This window comes from Streptomyces sp. NPDC001663, assembly GCF_042893105.1.
Lineage (GTDB): Bacteria > Actinomycetota > Actinomycetes > Streptomycetales > Streptomycetaceae > Streptomyces.
Genome location: NZ_JBIAUR010000012.1, coordinates 222850 through 237589 on the forward strand (window position 1 = coordinate 222850; position 14740 = coordinate 237589).

Consider the following 14740-nt stretch of genomic DNA (forward strand, 5'->3'; position numbering starts at 1 on the left):
TCTTCCGGAGTATGAACCTCCGTCTGCCCGCTCTCGCGGGCATCGTGGTGTGCGCGATTGCGCTGCCGCTGGCCGTGGCATCCGCGGGACAGGTGGGTGACGAAGGCCGCGTCGTCGTACGTGCCCCCGCACGTGAAGCCGTACGTTCCTCCCCGCGCGACGAGGACGCCAAGGCGCCTCCCGCGACACCCACCGCCTCCGCCCTCCAGCTCGGCCTGGGCCTCGCCACCGCCGCCCGCTGCGGCCCCCAACTCACCTCCCCCGACGGCATCGAGGCGCAGACCTGTGTGCTGACGCAGGGTGAGGACACCTGGGCGCGCACCTACTACCGCAACGCGACCGGTGACGCCCTGGACTCCGCACTGAGCCTCATGGGGCCCGGTGGCCGGACCCTGCAGATGAACTGCGTCGTGAGCGCCGGGGACGAGCCGGAGATGTGCGAGACACCGCGGAAGCGCACCAAGGGTGCGCTGGACGCCTACACGGCGGTTGCGGAATTCGCGCCACGGGCCGGGAGTGGGCCGCTGCTACTGCGGTCCGGGAGCAACTCCGGGGAACCGGGGGCCAGTTGACGGACAGCTGCGTTCCGTCAAGGAACCGTGCACATGAAAAGACCCGGTTGCTGGCGACGGGGGATGCACCAGCAACCGGGCTACTGGAACGGTAACAAGAGATCCGCGGTTCGCAAATTCGATCCGGTCTTTCCAGTCACGTATTTGCTTGTTCCTAGCGGGACTTGTGACCGGACTCACCGATTCCGCAAGATCCGGTTCGGCTGACCGGTCGGTCAGCCGAACCGAGTCTCGTCACCGTCTGTCAACTGAGCGTGACCTGCCGGTTGGTGAGACCGCCGCGCGCGCGGCGCTCGTCGGGGGTCAGCGGCGCGTCCGAAGCGAGGGCCGCGGCGAGGCGCTCGGCGAACTCTGCCGCCGGCTTCTCGATGTCCTCCGCCGAGACCCCGCTCGGCAGGTCCCAGACCGGGACGGTGAGCCCGTGAGCGCGGAAGGAACCCACGAGGCGGGTTCCTTCACCGAGGTTCGACCGCCCCGCCGCGTGCAGCCGCGCGAGGGCGTCCAGAAGCTGCTCCTCCGGGTGCGGCATGACCCAGCGCAGGTGGTTCTTGTCCGGCGTCTCGCACCAGTAGGCGGCGTCCACGCCCGTGAGCTTCGCGGTCGGGATGGCCGCGGCGTTGGCCCGCTCCAGGGAGGCGGTCACCTCCGGGCTGGCGTTCTCGGAGTCCGGGACCCAGAACTCGAAGCCGCTGTGCACAACTGGCTCGAACGCGCCTTCGGGGTCGAGCAGATCCTGCAGCCGCGGACCGTCGGCGGGAGCGCGACGGCCCTCGACCGGGGTGCCCGGCTCGGCAGTCAGTGCGCGCTGGAGGGTGTCGGCGAGGTCGCGGCTGATGTCGCCGGACGCCGTGTCGTTCTGCAGGCCCAGCAGTACTGAGCCGTCGTCGCGGCGCAGGGCCGGCCAGGCCATCGGCAGCACCGTCGCGAGCGTGACCGAGGGGACGCCCTCGGGGAGGCCGCCCTTCAGCGGCAGCTCGACGGTCGCCGCCGGCACCAGCTCGCGCAGCGCCACCCAGTCGCACTCGCCCGCAAGTCCCTCGAAGGGGCGATGCACCAGCTCGGTCACGGCGTGCGCGGCGGCCCGTCCGTGACAGGCCTTGTAGCGGCGGCCGCTGCCACACGGGCAGGGTTCGCGTGCGCCGACAACCGGAAAGTCTCCATCAGCGCCTCCGGCGCGGGCGCCGTCGCTGATCTGGGGGCGCTTGGCCTTCGTCTGAGGTCGCTTCTTGGCCATCGTGGGTGTCTCCCGGTTACGGCTCGTCTCGTACGGCGGGAGCCTAGCCGTTCACGCCGTGACCCACGGGGACCTGTGGACAGCCAGGTGCTCAGTCCAGGTCGTCGAACGCGTCCGCGAAGCCCAGGCCGGGCATGGCCGGAATCCTCGAGACCGACGGGGTCGTGACGCGCGTAGCGAAGTTGTCACGGATGCGCCCGGCGTCCGGATCATGAACGTCGTCGTGCACGACGACCCACACCGTGACCTCGCCCCGGGTGTCGTCGCGGACGCCCCAGTCGTCGGCCAGCGCGGTGATGATGTTCAGCCCGCGGCCGCCGTGTGCGGTGACCGAGGGCGTGGCCGGAGCCGGGCGGGTGGGCCCGCCGCCGTCCGTCACCTCCACCGTGAGCCGTCCGCTCACGTCCACGCGCCACGCGGCCCGGACGTCTCCGTCCCCGGCGAGGGCGTCGCCCAGGGGCCGGCCGTGCTTGCACGCATTGCTCAAGAGTTCGGAAAGAATCAGTACGGCATCGTCAATGACCGCTTCCGAGACGCCGCCTGTGCGCAGTTGCTCGCGCATACGGTGTCTCGCCTCCCCCACGCCCGCAGGGCCATGGGGTACGGCCATGCTCGACGACGTGGGCACCTCCTGTGCCACCACCAACGCCACCCCCGAGACCTCCTTTGCCCCACGCCACGGTGTGGATGCCCCATTGGCCTGTACCGGAAACCGGCCAATCCAGGTCCGGTGACGCATTCGCAACGATCGAATACGGACCGAACGCGCCGGAGCACTCCCTGTAGTCGTGTGGCTGGTTTTCGACGGTGTCCGGAATCGGAGGATGATGCCAGTGGGGTGGAAGGGTCAAGGGTTCTTCACAGGTCTTTACCAGTGACACATGTCAATGAGCGGTCAACGGCCGAGTTGGCGCAGCACCGCGCGCGGGCGGTTGGTGATGATGGCGTCGACGCCCAGGTCGACGCAGAGGTCCACGTCTTCGGGCTCGTTCACCGTCCACACGTGCACCTGGTGGCCGGCCCGTTTCAGACGCTCGATGTACGCAGGGTGATTGCGCACGATCCGGATCGAGGGGCCCGCGATCCGGACACCGGCCGGCAGCCGCCCGTCGCGCAGCCGGGGCGAGACGAACTGGAGCAGGTAGACCGTCGGCAGCGTCGGCGAGGCGGCACGCACGCGATGCAGCGACCGCGCCGAAAAGCTCATCACGCGCACCGGCGACTCGGCGGCCGAGGCCGGGGCGTCCAGCCCGAACCGTTTCAGCAGCATCAGCAGCCGCTCCTCCACCTGTCCCGCCCACCGCGTCGGGTGCTTGGTCTCGACGGCCAGTTCCACCCGCCGCCCCGCGTCCGCGACCAGCTCCAGCAGCCGCTCCAGGGTCAGTACGGAGGTGTCCTCGCGGTCCTCGGGCCGGAACTCCCAGTCGGGCTCCTCGTCGCGGGTTCGCCAGAACTCGCGCGTCTTGCGCGAGCCGAAGTCCAGCGCCGCGAGATCGGCGAGCTCCAGCGCCGAGACCGCACCCCGCCCGTTGGACGTACGGTTGACGCGTCGGTCGTGAACACAGACGAGATGGCCGTCCGCCGTCAGGCGTACATCGCACTCGAGGGCGTCCGCACCGTCCTCGATCGCCTTCTTGTACGCGGCCAGGGTGTGCTCGGGGGCCTCTTCGGAGGCTCCGCGATGGGCGACGACTTGAATCCGGTGATGCCGTGCGTGGGTCACCGCGTCATGGTGCCACCGTGAGGGGGTGGTCGTGCGACCGGAGGAACAGAGGTTGCGTCCCTTTTGCCTGTCATGGCCTATATAAGGAAAGGCCGCGGACCCACAGGCACCGCTTATGGTGCCCTGACGGCGCATGGGAAAAGCTGACGGCATACAAAGAGAACATGCACAGCTGCAGCGCACGGACCGTCGACCAACGTGAACGGGCGTGACCGAGTGCGACCGAGAACAACAGCCGTGGATCGAGGAGAGAAGCTGTGAGCACCGAGAACGAGGGCACCGCGGTACCCCCGGCCCCGTCTGCACCCCCCGTGCCGGTGGACGCTCCCGCTCCCTCGGCACCTGCCGTCCCCGACGGGGGCGCGCCGACCACTCCACTCCCGCCGACGCCTCCGAGCGCCTCCGGCGCCCAGGAGCAGGAGCTGGTACACGCCGGGCACGCGCCCGCGTACGCGTCGACGGAGTCCAGTGGCGCCCAGCAGGGCTCCGGAGGCTCGGCCCCGGACGCCTCCTGGCCGCCCCCGCCGCCCGCCACCCCGTCCTACGCCGACGGCGGCAGCGGCTCCAACTCCGGCTGGGGCTCCTCGTACCAGCAGCAGCCGTCCTCCCCGAAGTCCGGCCGCGGCGGTCTCGTCGCAGCGATCCTGGTGGCCGCGCTGGTCGCCGGCGGCCTGGGCGGCGGTCTCGGCTACACGCTGGCCAAGAACAACGACAACAACACCGGCTCGACGACGGTCTCCGCCTCCGACAGCGGCGGCTCCGTCAAGCGCGACCCGGGCACGGTCGCGGGCGTGGCCGCCAAGGCGCTGCCCAGCACGGTCACCATCGAGGCCGAGTCCAACAGCGGCGAGGGCGGCACCGGCACGGGCTTCGTCTTCGACACCCAGGGCCACATCGTCACCAACAACCACGTCGTCGCGGACGCGCTCGACGGCGGCAAGCTGACGGCGACCTTCCCGAACGGCAAGAAGTACGACGCCGAGGTGGTCGGCCATGCCCAGGGCTACGACGTCGCGGTCATCAAGCTCAAGAACCCGCCGTCGGACCTCAAGCCCCTGACCCTCGGCGACTCCGACAAGGTGGCGGTGGGCGACTCGACGATCGCCATCGGAGCCCCCTTCGGCCTGTCCAACACGGTGACGACGGGCATCATCAGCGCCAAGAACCGCCCCGTGGCCTCGAGCGACGGCACCGGCAGCAACGCGTCGTACATGAGCGCCCTGCAGACGGACGCCTCGATCAACCCGGGCAACTCCGGCGGCCCGCTGCTCGACGCCTCGGGCAACGTCATCGGCATCAACTCCGCCATACAGTCGACCAGCGGCGGCGGCCTCGGCGGCACCAGCCAGTCCGGCTCGATCGGCCTGGGCTTCGCCATCCCGATAAACCAGGCCAAGTACGTGGCCCAGCAGCTGATCAAGACCGGCAAGCCGGTCTACGCGAAGATCGGCGCCTCCGTCTCCCTGGAGGAATCCTCGGGCGGCGCGAAGATCACCGACCAGGGCGCCGGCGGCGCCTCCGCGGTCGAGTCCGGCGGCCCCGCCGCCAAGGCCGGCCTCAAGCCCGGCGACGTGATCACCAAGCTCGACGACCACGTGATCGACTCCGGCCCGACCCTCATAGGCGAGATCTGGACCCACCAGCCCGGCGACAAGGTCACGATCACCTACGAGCGCGACGGCAAGACCCACACGGTCGAGCTCACCCTGGGCTCGCGCACGGGCGACAGCTGACCCGCCCACGGATCCGTCCGTCACTTCCGTCCCCGCGCCGCCGATCAGTCGGCGGCGCGGGTGCGTTGCCCGAGCCCCCCGAGGCCGGGCCTTGCACCTTCCTGCCCCTGCCCCCGCGCGCAAGTAGTGCTCGCTTGCCGCAGCCGAGTCCGGCATCGGCGTTTGCGGGGAGCGGATCACGCCGGGGTGCGTCGCCCACTCGGCACGCGCGCCCGTACGTCCCGCCGAGAGCATCGACTTCCAGGACCTGTTTCGCTTGAACGGCATCTCGAAGATTTCGGCGAACAGCCATGCCGCCAGGAGCGATACGGGCAGCCCCAGGAGCAACGTGAAACAGAATGTGGGCAGTCCGGCCGATACGTGGTCCGGGGCGATTTTCCGTACGACGATCATGACGATCGGCAGGTGAATGAGGTAGAGGCTGTAGGAGAAGTTGCCGAGGCTGCGCATGGGCCGGGTGGCCAGGAACCGCATCAGGATGGCGGGGCGCCCGGTGGCGACCGCCGCGATGAACATCGTCATGGCGGGCGCGATGAAGAGGTCCACCCAGAAGTAGTGATGCACCGTCCACGCCGATCCCTTGACGGCAATGAGTGACAGCACCGGAACGACTGCCAGGGCGGCGAGCCAGTGCCAGGGCAGGCGCCGGATCCTCTCCCGCGCGACAAGGACTCCAGCACCGACCAGGCCGGCGACGAATACGGGGGCGAGATTCGGGGTCAGCCAGTAGTCGCCCTCGACCGGGGTGCCGTCCTCCGCCGACAGGCCGCGTACGACCGCGAACAGGGTCACACCGGTGACCAGGAACACCGCGCCCAGGCGTCGCCGGACGTAGAGCAGGAGCGGGAAGAGGAGATAGAGCTCCGCCTCCACGGCGATCGACCAGAACGCACCGTTAGGCGTGTGCGCCGGGAACAGGTCCTGGAGCAGGAAGCCGTACACGACAACTGTTCTGTCGGTCGGCGGACCGTGATGCGAGGCGGGTACCACGAAGACGGCGATGATCAGGCTCAGTGCGAGTGCCGCCCAGTACGGCGGAAGGATTCGCCAGGCCCGTCGTCGTAGGAACCGGGAAATGCTGCCCTGATGCCAGCCGTGGCGTGCCGGAGAGATGGCCAGCGAGAAACCGGACAGCACGAGAAAGAAGACGACGGCGAGACGGCCGTACATCAGCCAGCCCAGCCAGGACGGGCCCGAGTTCTCGGGAAAGCCCGAGAAGCTCAGCAGCCAGCAGTGGAAAAGGACCACGTACAGCGCGGCCAGACCGCGGAGTCCGTCCAGACCCCGCACCTGGCTGGTGCCGTTCATTTCCAGGGAAATCGTTCGGCCCTTCCTCTCGGCACCAAGGTGACCCTCCGGGGCGGCCGCTGCGCCACCCATCGTGACTCGTACGTCGCACGGAGCGAGGAGGTTCAACTCTGGCGAGAAGGTTGCACCCGTATGACCAATTACGGACCCTGTACCAAATCGGGCGCAAGTCCGTGCCGGTCGGACCCCATCTGGACCACGCCCCCCACGGCCCGCCGTGATCCCGGTACGCTGTACCCGCTCCGTCCCAGGTGGGCGGCAGCGGAGGTGGGTTGCCCGAGCGGCCTAAGGGAACGGTCTTGAAAACCGTCGTGGCAGCGATGTCACCGTGGGTTCAAATCCCACACCCACCGCATGTGAACGGCCCCTGACCAGCCAACTCGGTCAGGGGTCGTCGGCATGTCCGGCCACCGTGACCGCCCGGTGTCCCCCGTGATTCCCCGCTCGATCGGGCAGACGAAGAAGGCACCAGTGCCCAAGCCCTAGCGCGGGCTACTGGTGGAGTGCTCGGCGCAGCGCTTCGATGGCCATCGTGCGTGCGACAACGGTCGCTTTGGAGTCGCGGAGGCTGTCGAGCATGAGGAAATCATGGACCATCCCCAGCACTCGTACCGCCGTGACGTCCACTCCCGCCTCGCGCAGCTTGGATGCGTACGCCTCGCCTTCGTCACGCAGCACATCGGCCTCATCGGTGATGACCAAGGTGGGGGGAAGACCGCGGAGTTGCTCGATGTCGGCGCGCAGTGGTGAAGCATAGATTTCGGCGCGCTGCTCGGGGTCGGTGGTGTAGGCGTCCCAGAACCACTTCATCCCGTCGCGAGTGAGGTAGTAGCCGTCGGCGAACTGCTGGTACGAAGGGGTGTCGAAGTCGGCATCGGTGACCGGGTACAGCAGCACCTGGGCCGCCAGGCGAACATCGCCGCGTTCCTTGGCCATCAGCGCGAAGACGGCGGACATGTTGCCGCCGACCGAATCGCCGCAGACCGCCATCCGGGAGGCATCAAGGTTCCGCTCCTCGGCGTTCTGGATGATCCACTTACCGACCGCGTAGTTCTGCTCGATCTGAGTGGGATACTTCGCCTCAGGGGCCAGGTCGTAGACCGGGAAGACCACCGCGGCATCCGTTCCGGTCGCCAGTTCCCGGACCAGTCGGTCGTGGGTATTCTCATCGCCGAACACCCATCCGGCACCATGAATGTACAAAACCACCGGGAGGGTTTTCGTCACCCCCTGGGGACGGATGATTCGGGCTCGGACCTGGCCGTATTGGCCTGCGTCGACGCTCGCCCACTCCTCGTCCACCGCGGGCTTGACCACCCCCTGGCCCGCCTGCAGATCATCAAGGATCTCTCGGCCGTTCTCCGGCGGGACTTCGTAGAGGCGCGGGTGCGGCTTCGTGGAATCCGCCAGTTCCTGGGCCTCAGGCTCCAGGACTGGCGTCGGGAGCAACGAAGAAGTAGCCATGGTGCGCCTCCTGCCTCAGAATTCGGTCGTGACGGCCAGGCCCAACCGTCTCCCATCGTCTCTCAGCAGCGCAGCGGTGCAACTCTGGCAAGGTGCGGGAGCGTGCGTCATTGGCGACCGGCTCATGCAAACTCGCAGCTTGCGCGGGATAGGAGTCGCCACCGACCCGGTGCCCCCTGAACGCTGCCACTACGTTGGCGAATGCTGCGAGAACGGCCGGTCGATCGGACGGCGCGGTGCCACGGAGTACGACGATCGAGAGTCACACCCCACTCTTCCGAACTGCCAACCAAATTACGGAGCGACTTTGGGCTGGAGCTGCTTTGGGGACTGAGCGCTTCACGTATCAGGCAGGCGTACCGGGTTCTCTCACAGATCATGCGGGCGGCGGTCGACAGCCGAACATTCTCACGCCGCTCGAAGCCTCCCGCATCGTGAAGAACGCGGCAAAGCCACATGACCTGTTGATTGCGCTCCTTGCCTTGGGGTGCCGGAACGCTTCCGGCACCCCAGCTGTCCTGTATCGGGAAGGCCCGAGCCGCGCGCCGTCTCAGACATTCCCCACGAGGGCCGTGACCAGCGCGGCCACCCCGCCCTGCACGATCGACAGGACCGCGTCCTTGGCGCCGCCGGCGATGGCGCTGCCGAGCGCCTGGAAGCGGCCCGGATGCGAGTTCACCGCGGCGACCACCGCACCGGGATCGGTGACGCTGCCGTCCGGGGCGACCAGACCGGCCCGGGTCAACTCGGCCACGAAGGAGCGCAGTTCGGCTACGGCGGCGTCCAGCTCGGCCCGGGAGACACCTTCCGAGTGCCTGACCGACTGGACGTTGCGATCGCCGACCTGCTTGTACTGATCCCGGCCGACTTTGTCTCCGTACACGAAGTCAGACATTTTCCAAGGCCTTTCGAGGCTCGTCAGGTGAACATGCGATTTCCGGATCCGCTCTGCTTGTACTGATCCCGGCCCACCTTGTCGCCCATCACGACATCGCCCCGCACCTGTACGTGCATTGCCTGGAAGGGCGGATTCTCGATGGCGTCGACGATGATGCTCTTGATGCGCTGGATCTCGGCGAAATCGGTGCCTGTGAGAGCGGTGTACTGGGTTCCCGCCGTCTCGATGACGAGGGCATAGCGGCGCTTTCTGAACAGGAGCCGGTAAAGGAAGACCGCCAGATGGAAGGCCATTGCCGCTCCGGCCAGCCCGGTGACAATGACGGCGAACTGGTGTGCCAACTGCTCGATGTCGGGATCGGTGCCCGCCGGGAGCTCGGGCGGCACCAGTACGGCCGCCGCGACGACCACACCTGCCACGACGGCCACGGAGAGCATCCGACGCAGGGGGTGGAAGGTGGCGAGCCTGCCGCCCCAGCGGACCTCCAGCAACTGGACCCGGGAGATATTCGCCAGCGGGTACACCTCGTGCCCGATTTGAACAACTCTTCGACTGATGACGATTTCGCCGACGCGCCTCTTCGCCATACGACTTCACCCTCGGGCGGGAGCGGCGCAGGGCAGGGCTGATCTGGATGAACTGTTCGACATGAGATCCCCCGTCGCGCGGAGCGCACTCGGCTCCGGAATTCGATGCCGAGCAGTGTCCTCCGTTGATATTGGCCCAACAAGCCTTTTCCGGAAGGTCGGTGAGGGAGAGTCAGCAGAGTCGGAAGGGGTGGCGCACCGACGCGAAATACAGACTAGAGTTCGCAATCCCGCGCCAGACCGTCCCAGTCCAGTTCCCGCAACGAAGCCTCCGCATCGCACTCGGACGGGATCCGGGTCGTCGGCTGGAACCAGATCACTGTGAGGGCCGAGCGGTACAGCAGCGGGTCGTGGGCCGGATCCAGTGCCGTGGAGCGGAACGTGCCGACGCACGCGACGGACGGCAGGACCTCGACCGGGCCGAGGGCGCCGGCGTACTGGTGCGGGTACTCGCGCGGGGGCGGGACGAGGTGGACCGGGGTGGCGGGGCAGGTGCGTTCGGCGGCCCGGATCAGGCCCTTGATCACCATGTCGTTGACCGGCTTGCAGGGGTAGCCCTCCGGCATTCCCCCGTACGTCGACGCGAGGCGCAGGTCGGCGAGGTCGACGCAGCGGCCGGAGGCGAGGACCACGCGGGACAGCGACATGGTCCGCGCTCTGGAGCGGTGGTGCATGCAGTTCCTCTGTTCAGTGCTGCGGGTGCCCCGGTCTCACGGCCGGTGCCCCGTCATCCGTGCCGCCGACGCGATCGTCGCCCGCGCCTCGCGTTCGGTCAGGCCCGTGTTGAGAGCCGCCTCGACCAGGGGATCGACCAGGGCCGGGCCGATGCCGTCCTCGTAGGCCCGGCAGGCCGCCCAGAACAGGCGGGTGTTGCGCTGCCCCTCGTGCGCGGCGAGGACGAACTGGACCAGGCCCTGGCCGTGATCGCCGCTCGCCTGCGGTGTGGGCTGCTGGGCGCGGGGCGGCGGCAGCAGCAGACGCAGCAGGGCGGGCGGGCAGGCCGCGGGGGCGAGGTGGGCCGTGCCCGGCGCCGTGCCGTAGACGCCGTGGTCGGTGCGCGAGCCGGGGCCGACGAGGTAGCCGCCGGCGCCGCGGATGTCGATGCCGGGGGCGAGGCGGCCGGCCGAGTTGGGGACGACGACGTCGGGCGGGCCGCTCAGCCAGAGGTGGCGGCCGCCGCTGGGGGTGAGGACGACCACCGTGTCGGGGATCGTGAACAGATGGCGCAGGGCCAGTTCGCGCAGGGCGGCGGAGGAGTCCGTGCCCGACTTCGTGTCGAGGTCGATGCCGATCAGATGGTGGGGCGGAAGGCCGCACGCGATGCCGTAGCCGGTCGCCCAGGGGGCCGCCGTGAACAGTTCGCGGATGCGCGCCGGGTCGGTCGAGGCGTCGTACACCCCGTGGCCGAGGCGGCCGCACTCGCCGTGGCAGGGCTTGGGGTCGGGGTCGTCGCGATGCGGGGAGCGCAAGGCCGGCAGCTTCGTCCGGGACAGGGGGATGACGGCCAGTCCGCGCTCGGCGGCTGACAGGGCGTGTGCGAGGGCCAGCGTCGTGGCCTGCCGGTCTGTGGTGGCCATGACTCCATGTTCGTACGCATGTTCGAAAAAGGGAAGGGGAATCGGCGGCGACGCGCCGGGCCGCGGGGGATTGGCCGGAAACGTGCCGGAACGCTTCGGCTCTTGTGGCGCTTGCGAGGGAGACGTCCGTACTGGCCTGATCTGTTGCTGTCTGGGAGTTAGAAGTGGAGATAGGGGTTTATCGACTTGTCGTAGCACTTGAGGGCGAATCGCCTCGTCCGGGGTGGTTCGCCGGGGATTCGGTGGGCAACTCTGATCTCGCGACGTCGTGCACAGCACCGAGGTGGTCGGCCAACTGCCTTGGAAACAGCCGTAGTTCATGTACTGCAAGCGCTTCCGGCCAGCAGCCGGTGCGTACTTGGTGTTCTGGAGGAACAACATGGCAAGCATCCGTACCGCCCGCGTCATCGCCGCCGTCTCCGCCCTCCCGCTGGCAGCCGCCCTGTTCACCGGCGTCGCGACGGCGGACAACGGCGCCTTCGCCGGCGACGGATCGAACGCGGGTGTCGCGAGCATCGTCGGCAGCGGTGTCGGGCACGACAACAACGGCAACTCGTCCACCACGCAGCAGAGCGCGGTCGGCTCCGGCGCCTCGAACCAGAGCAACACCGCCCAGGTCAACGGCTCCGCGTTCACCTCCATCAACCAGGGGAACAAGAACGTCGCCGTCAACTTCACCGAGCTGTGGTGAGCCGACGGCCCTGACTCTCCGGGAGTTCCGGGGCGTGCTCCGTGGGGTGCAAGGCGTCTGCGCGGCGGTACTTCGGTACCGCCGCGCAGGCGTTTTCGTGTACGGCCGCGGGCTCGAGGTTCCTTCTATGGCGGCGACCTTGGCGTTGGCGTACGGCAACGACCTTGACACTGAACCGTATCTGACGGACAGTCAGAAACTCCCGCCGAGATCGTGGGAACCCGCTCGGCGGCAGCGGTGTACCAGAAGTGTCAGTGCGATGCGGCAGGAGATGGCGAGGGGGCGGCGGTGAGCGAAGAGCCGGGGGCGAGCGAGGAGTTGGGGACGCGGCTGAAGGCCTACGAGGGACGGGCGGCCGCCGTCGCCGGCACGGGCAAGGACCCCGTCAACCTGCCGATGATCCGGCACTGGTGCGAGGTCATGGGAGACACCAGTCCGGCCTATACAGGGCCCGACGCCACAGCGCCCCCCGCCATGCTCCAGGCATGGATCATGGGCGGCCTCTCCGGCCACGAGGGACGCACGGACGCGTACGACGAACTGCTCGCCCTGCTCGACGAGGCGGGCTGCACATCCGTCGTCGCCACCGACTGCGAGCAGGAGTACGTACGGCCACTGCGCCCCGGGGACGAGGTCACGTTCGACACGGTGATCGAGTCGGTGTCGGAGCGAAAGACGACGAAGCTGGGCACGGGCTACTTCGTCACGACGCGGACGGACATCCGAGTGGGCCCGGACCTCGCGGGCACACACCGCTTCCGCATCCTCAAGTACGCCCCTGCACGCCGCGCACCGAAGCCGACGGCCCGCCGCCCCCGCCCCGTCGTCAACCGCGACAACGCCGGCTTCTGGCAGGGCGTCGAGCGGCACCGCCTGCTCATCCAGCGCTGCACCGACTGCGGAACACTCCGCTTCCCCTGGCTCCCGGGCTGCAACACCTGCGGCTGCCCGGACTGGGACACGGTGGAGGCGAGCGGCGAGGGCACGGTTTATTCGTACGTCGTCATGCACCACCCGCCCTTCCCGGCCTTCACAGCATCCGATCATGCCGCCGACGCGGCGGCTCCCTACGCGGTCGCGCTGATCGAACTGGCGGAAGGGGTGCGGATGATCAGCAATGTGGTGGGGACGCCGTACGACAAGGTGCGCATCGGCATGCCGGTCCGGCTCGAATTCCAGTCGTACGACGAGGAGTTGGTGCTCCCCGTCTTCCGCACCCTGGAGGACGCGGCATGAAGCCCGGTGATGCCCTCCCGCCTCTGGAGATCCCGATCACCCGCACCCTGATCGTCGCCGGGGCCATCGCCTCCCGCGACTACCAGGACGTGCACCACGACGCCGAGCTGGCTCGGCAGAAGGGTTCCCCGGACATCTTCATGAACATCCTCACGACGAACGGCCTGATCGGCCGCTACATCACCGACCACTTCGGCCCGACGGCCGTGCTCCGCAAGGTGGCCATACGGCTGGGGGCGCCCAACTACCCCGGGGACACGATGGTGTTGACGGGACGGATCGAGGAGGTCGACGGCGGTACGGCGACGGTGCGCGTGGTCGGGGCGAACGGGATCGGCAACCACGTCACGGGCACGGTGACGGTGACTGTCCCGGCCGAAGGACCGGGGGGCGCGTCATGAGCGTCCGCACCCGGGACACCCTCGGCGGCCGGGCGGCGGTCGTCGGTATCGGGGCCACGGAGTTCTCCAAGGACTCGGGGCGCAGCGAGCTGCGGCTGGCCGTGGAGGCGGTGCGGGCCGCGCTGGAGGACGCGGGACTGACACCCGGCGACGTGGACGGGCTGGTCACGTTCACGATGGACACCAGCCCGGAGATCACCGTGGCCCAGGCCTGCGGGATCGGCGAGCTGTCCTTCTTCTCCCGGATCCACTACGGCGGCGGGGCGGCCTGTGCGACGGTCCAGCAGGCGGCGCTCGCGGTGGCGACGGGCATCGCGGAGGTCGTCGTCTGCTACCGGGCCTTCAACGAGCGGTCGGGGCGGAGATTCGGCTCCGGGGTGCAGCACCGGGAGCCGTCCGCGGAGGGCGCGGCGCTCGGCTGGTCCCTGCCGTTCGGGCTGCTCACCCCGGCCTCATGGGTGGCGATGGCGGCCCAGCGATATCTGCACACGTACGGGCTGACCCCGGAGGCGTTCGGGCATGTCGCCGTGGTCGACCGGAAGTACGCGGCGACGAACCCCGCGGCGTATTTCCACGGGAGACCGATCACCCTCGCCGACCACGCGGCCTCGCGCTGGATAGTGGAGCCGCTCAGACTCCTGGACTGCTGCCAGGAGACGGACGGCGGCCAGGCGATCGTCGTCACCTCGGTGGAGCGGGCCCGTGACCTGCCACGTCCGCCCGCCGTCATAGCGGCCGCCGCCCAGGGAGCGGGCCGCGGACAGGAGCAGATGACGAGCTTCTACCGCGACGACCTGACCGGCCTGCCGGAGATGGGGGTGGTGGCACGCCAACTGTGGCGCACCTCGGGGCTGACGCCGGCCGATGTGGACGTGGCGATCCTGTACGACCACTTCACGCCGTTCGTGCTGATGCAGCTGGAGGAGTTCGGGTTCTGCGGGAAGGGGGAGGCTGCGGAGTTCGTGGCCGGGGAGACGCTGCCGATCAACACGCACGGAGGGCAGCTCGGGGAGGCGTACCTCCACGGGATGAACGGGATAGCGGAGGGAGTGCGTCAGCTGCGCGGGACGGCCGTGAACCAGATACCGGAAGCGGGCAGGGTCCTGGTCACCGCGGGCACCGGTGTCCCCACATCGGGCCTGGTCCTGGCCGCGGACGGCTGAGCTTCCCGGGCGGCCCCCAGGGGTCATCCCGCAGTACCCCCGACCCGCTCGTCCACCTTCAGGAGGTGCAGCTGGCTCCACCCCTACAACCTGAGGCGGAGTCTGCTTCGGGACCTGCGGCCGATCCGCCGGAGGTGGGTCCGCTCATAGCGT

14 protein-coding genes, 1 tRNA gene and 2 pseudogenes are annotated in these 14740 nt (G+C 68.9%); 8 read left to right on the plus strand and 9 right to left on the minus strand.

Annotation, left to right across the window (positions count from 1 at the left end):
* Positions 1-11: 11 nt before the first annotated feature.
* Positions 12-572, plus strand: a complete 561-nt coding sequence (locus tag ACFY1L_RS35080) for a hypothetical protein (RefSeq protein ID WP_388833257.1) — start codon at positions 12-14, stop codon at positions 570-572.
* 244 nt (positions 573-816) lie between these two features.
* On the opposite strand, the gene ACFY1L_RS35085 is transcribed toward ACFY1L_RS35080, so the two are convergent.
* The 3 genes from ACFY1L_RS35085 to ACFY1L_RS35095 all read right to left on the minus strand — a co-directional run bounded on the left by ACFY1L_RS35085 (position 817) and on the right by ACFY1L_RS35095 (position 3529).
* Complete coding sequence (locus ACFY1L_RS35085) at positions 817-1806, minus strand: DUF5926 family protein (protein ID WP_388833259.1); 990 nt, start codon at positions 1804-1806, stop codon at positions 817-819.
* A 91-nt stretch (positions 1807-1897) separates the two neighbouring features.
* Positions 1898-2545, minus strand: coding sequence for an ATP-binding protein (locus ACFY1L_RS35090; RefSeq protein WP_388833262.1), 648 nt, complete (start codon positions 2543-2545; stop codon positions 1898-1900).
* A 156-nt stretch (positions 2546-2701) separates the two neighbouring features.
* Complete coding sequence (locus ACFY1L_RS35095; RefSeq protein ID WP_388833265.1) at positions 2702-3529, minus strand: glycerophosphodiester phosphodiesterase; 828 nt, start codon at positions 3527-3529, stop codon at positions 2702-2704.
* A gap of 257 nt (positions 3530-3786) precedes the next feature.
* On the opposite strand from ACFY1L_RS35095, the gene ACFY1L_RS35100 reads away from it, so the two are divergent.
* Positions 3787-5262 carry a S1C family serine protease gene (locus ACFY1L_RS35100; protein ID WP_388833268.1) on the plus strand — a complete coding sequence of 492 codons (1476 nt, stop codon included), beginning with the start codon at positions 3787-3789 and terminating at the stop codon, positions 5260-5262.
* 348 nt (positions 5263-5610) lie between these two features.
* On the opposite strand, the pseudogene ACFY1L_RS35105 reads toward ACFY1L_RS35100, so the two are convergent.
* Positions 5611-6642 (minus strand): annotated as a pseudogene (locus tag ACFY1L_RS35105) (acyltransferase family protein); the annotation flags it as partial.
* 194 nt (positions 6643-6836) lie between these two features.
* On the opposite strand from ACFY1L_RS35105, the gene ACFY1L_RS35110 reads away from it, so the two are divergent.
* Positions 6837-6923: transfer RNA gene (locus ACFY1L_RS35110), tRNA-Ser, on the plus strand.
* 139 nt (positions 6924-7062) lie between these two features.
* On the opposite strand, the gene ACFY1L_RS35115 is transcribed toward ACFY1L_RS35110, so the two are convergent.
* Positions 7063-8034: an alpha/beta hydrolase gene (locus ACFY1L_RS35115; protein WP_388833271.1), complete on the minus strand. Its 972-nt coding sequence runs from the start codon at positions 8032-8034 to the stop codon at positions 7063-7065.
* Between the two features lie 327 nt (positions 8035-8361).
* On the opposite strand from ACFY1L_RS35115, the pseudogene ACFY1L_RS35120 reads away from it, so the two are divergent.
* Positions 8362-8516, plus strand: a pseudogene (locus ACFY1L_RS35120) (site-specific integrase); the annotation flags it as partial.
* A 68-nt stretch (positions 8517-8584) separates the two neighbouring features.
* Here the strand turns inward: ACFY1L_RS35120 and ACFY1L_RS35125 are convergent.
* The 4 genes from ACFY1L_RS35125 to ACFY1L_RS35140 form a co-directional block, all read right to left on the minus strand.
* Complete coding sequence (locus tag ACFY1L_RS35125) at positions 8585-8929, minus strand: hypothetical protein (protein ID WP_388833667.1); 345 nt, start codon at positions 8927-8929, stop codon at positions 8585-8587.
* A gap of 23 nt (positions 8930-8952) precedes the next feature.
* Positions 8953-9519 carry a DUF6232 family protein gene (locus ACFY1L_RS35130; RefSeq protein ID WP_388833274.1) on the minus strand — a complete coding sequence of 189 codons (567 nt, stop codon included), beginning with the start codon at positions 9517-9519 and terminating at the stop codon, positions 8953-8955.
* A 215-nt stretch (positions 9520-9734) separates the two neighbouring features.
* Entirely contained in the window at positions 9735-10193 is a 459-nt protein-coding gene (locus ACFY1L_RS35135; protein ID WP_388833277.1) for a hypothetical protein, read from the minus strand.
* Positions 10194-10229: 36 nt separating this feature from the next.
* Positions 10230-11096, minus strand: coding sequence for a bifunctional DNA primase/polymerase (locus tag ACFY1L_RS35140; RefSeq protein WP_388833279.1), 867 nt, complete (start codon positions 11094-11096; stop codon positions 10230-10232).
* A gap of 379 nt (positions 11097-11475) precedes the next feature.
* On the opposite strand from ACFY1L_RS35140, the gene ACFY1L_RS35145 reads away from it, so the two are divergent.
* The 4 genes from ACFY1L_RS35145 to ACFY1L_RS35160 all read left to right on the plus strand — a co-directional run bounded on the left by ACFY1L_RS35145 (position 11476) and on the right by ACFY1L_RS35160 (position 14587).
* A complete protein-coding gene (locus ACFY1L_RS35145) occupies positions 11476-11787 on the plus strand; it encodes a hypothetical protein (RefSeq protein WP_388833282.1) in 312 nt (103 codons plus the stop codon).
* A 288-nt stretch (positions 11788-12075) separates the two neighbouring features.
* Entirely contained in the window at positions 12076-13023 is a 948-nt protein-coding gene (locus ACFY1L_RS35150; protein ID WP_388833285.1) for a bifunctional MaoC family dehydratase N-terminal/OB-fold nucleic acid binding domain-containing protein, read from the plus strand.
* Positions 13020-13424 carry a MaoC family dehydratase gene (locus ACFY1L_RS35155; RefSeq protein WP_388833288.1) on the plus strand — a complete coding sequence of 135 codons (405 nt, stop codon included), beginning with the start codon at positions 13020-13022 and terminating at the stop codon, positions 13422-13424. The genes ACFY1L_RS35150 and ACFY1L_RS35155 overlap by 4 nt, the downstream gene beginning before the upstream one ends.
* Entirely contained in the window at positions 13421-14587 is a 1167-nt protein-coding gene (locus tag ACFY1L_RS35160) for a lipid-transfer protein (RefSeq protein ID WP_388833290.1), read from the plus strand. The genes ACFY1L_RS35155 and ACFY1L_RS35160 overlap by 4 nt, the downstream gene beginning before the upstream one ends.
* Positions 14588-14740 lie beyond the last annotated feature (153 nt).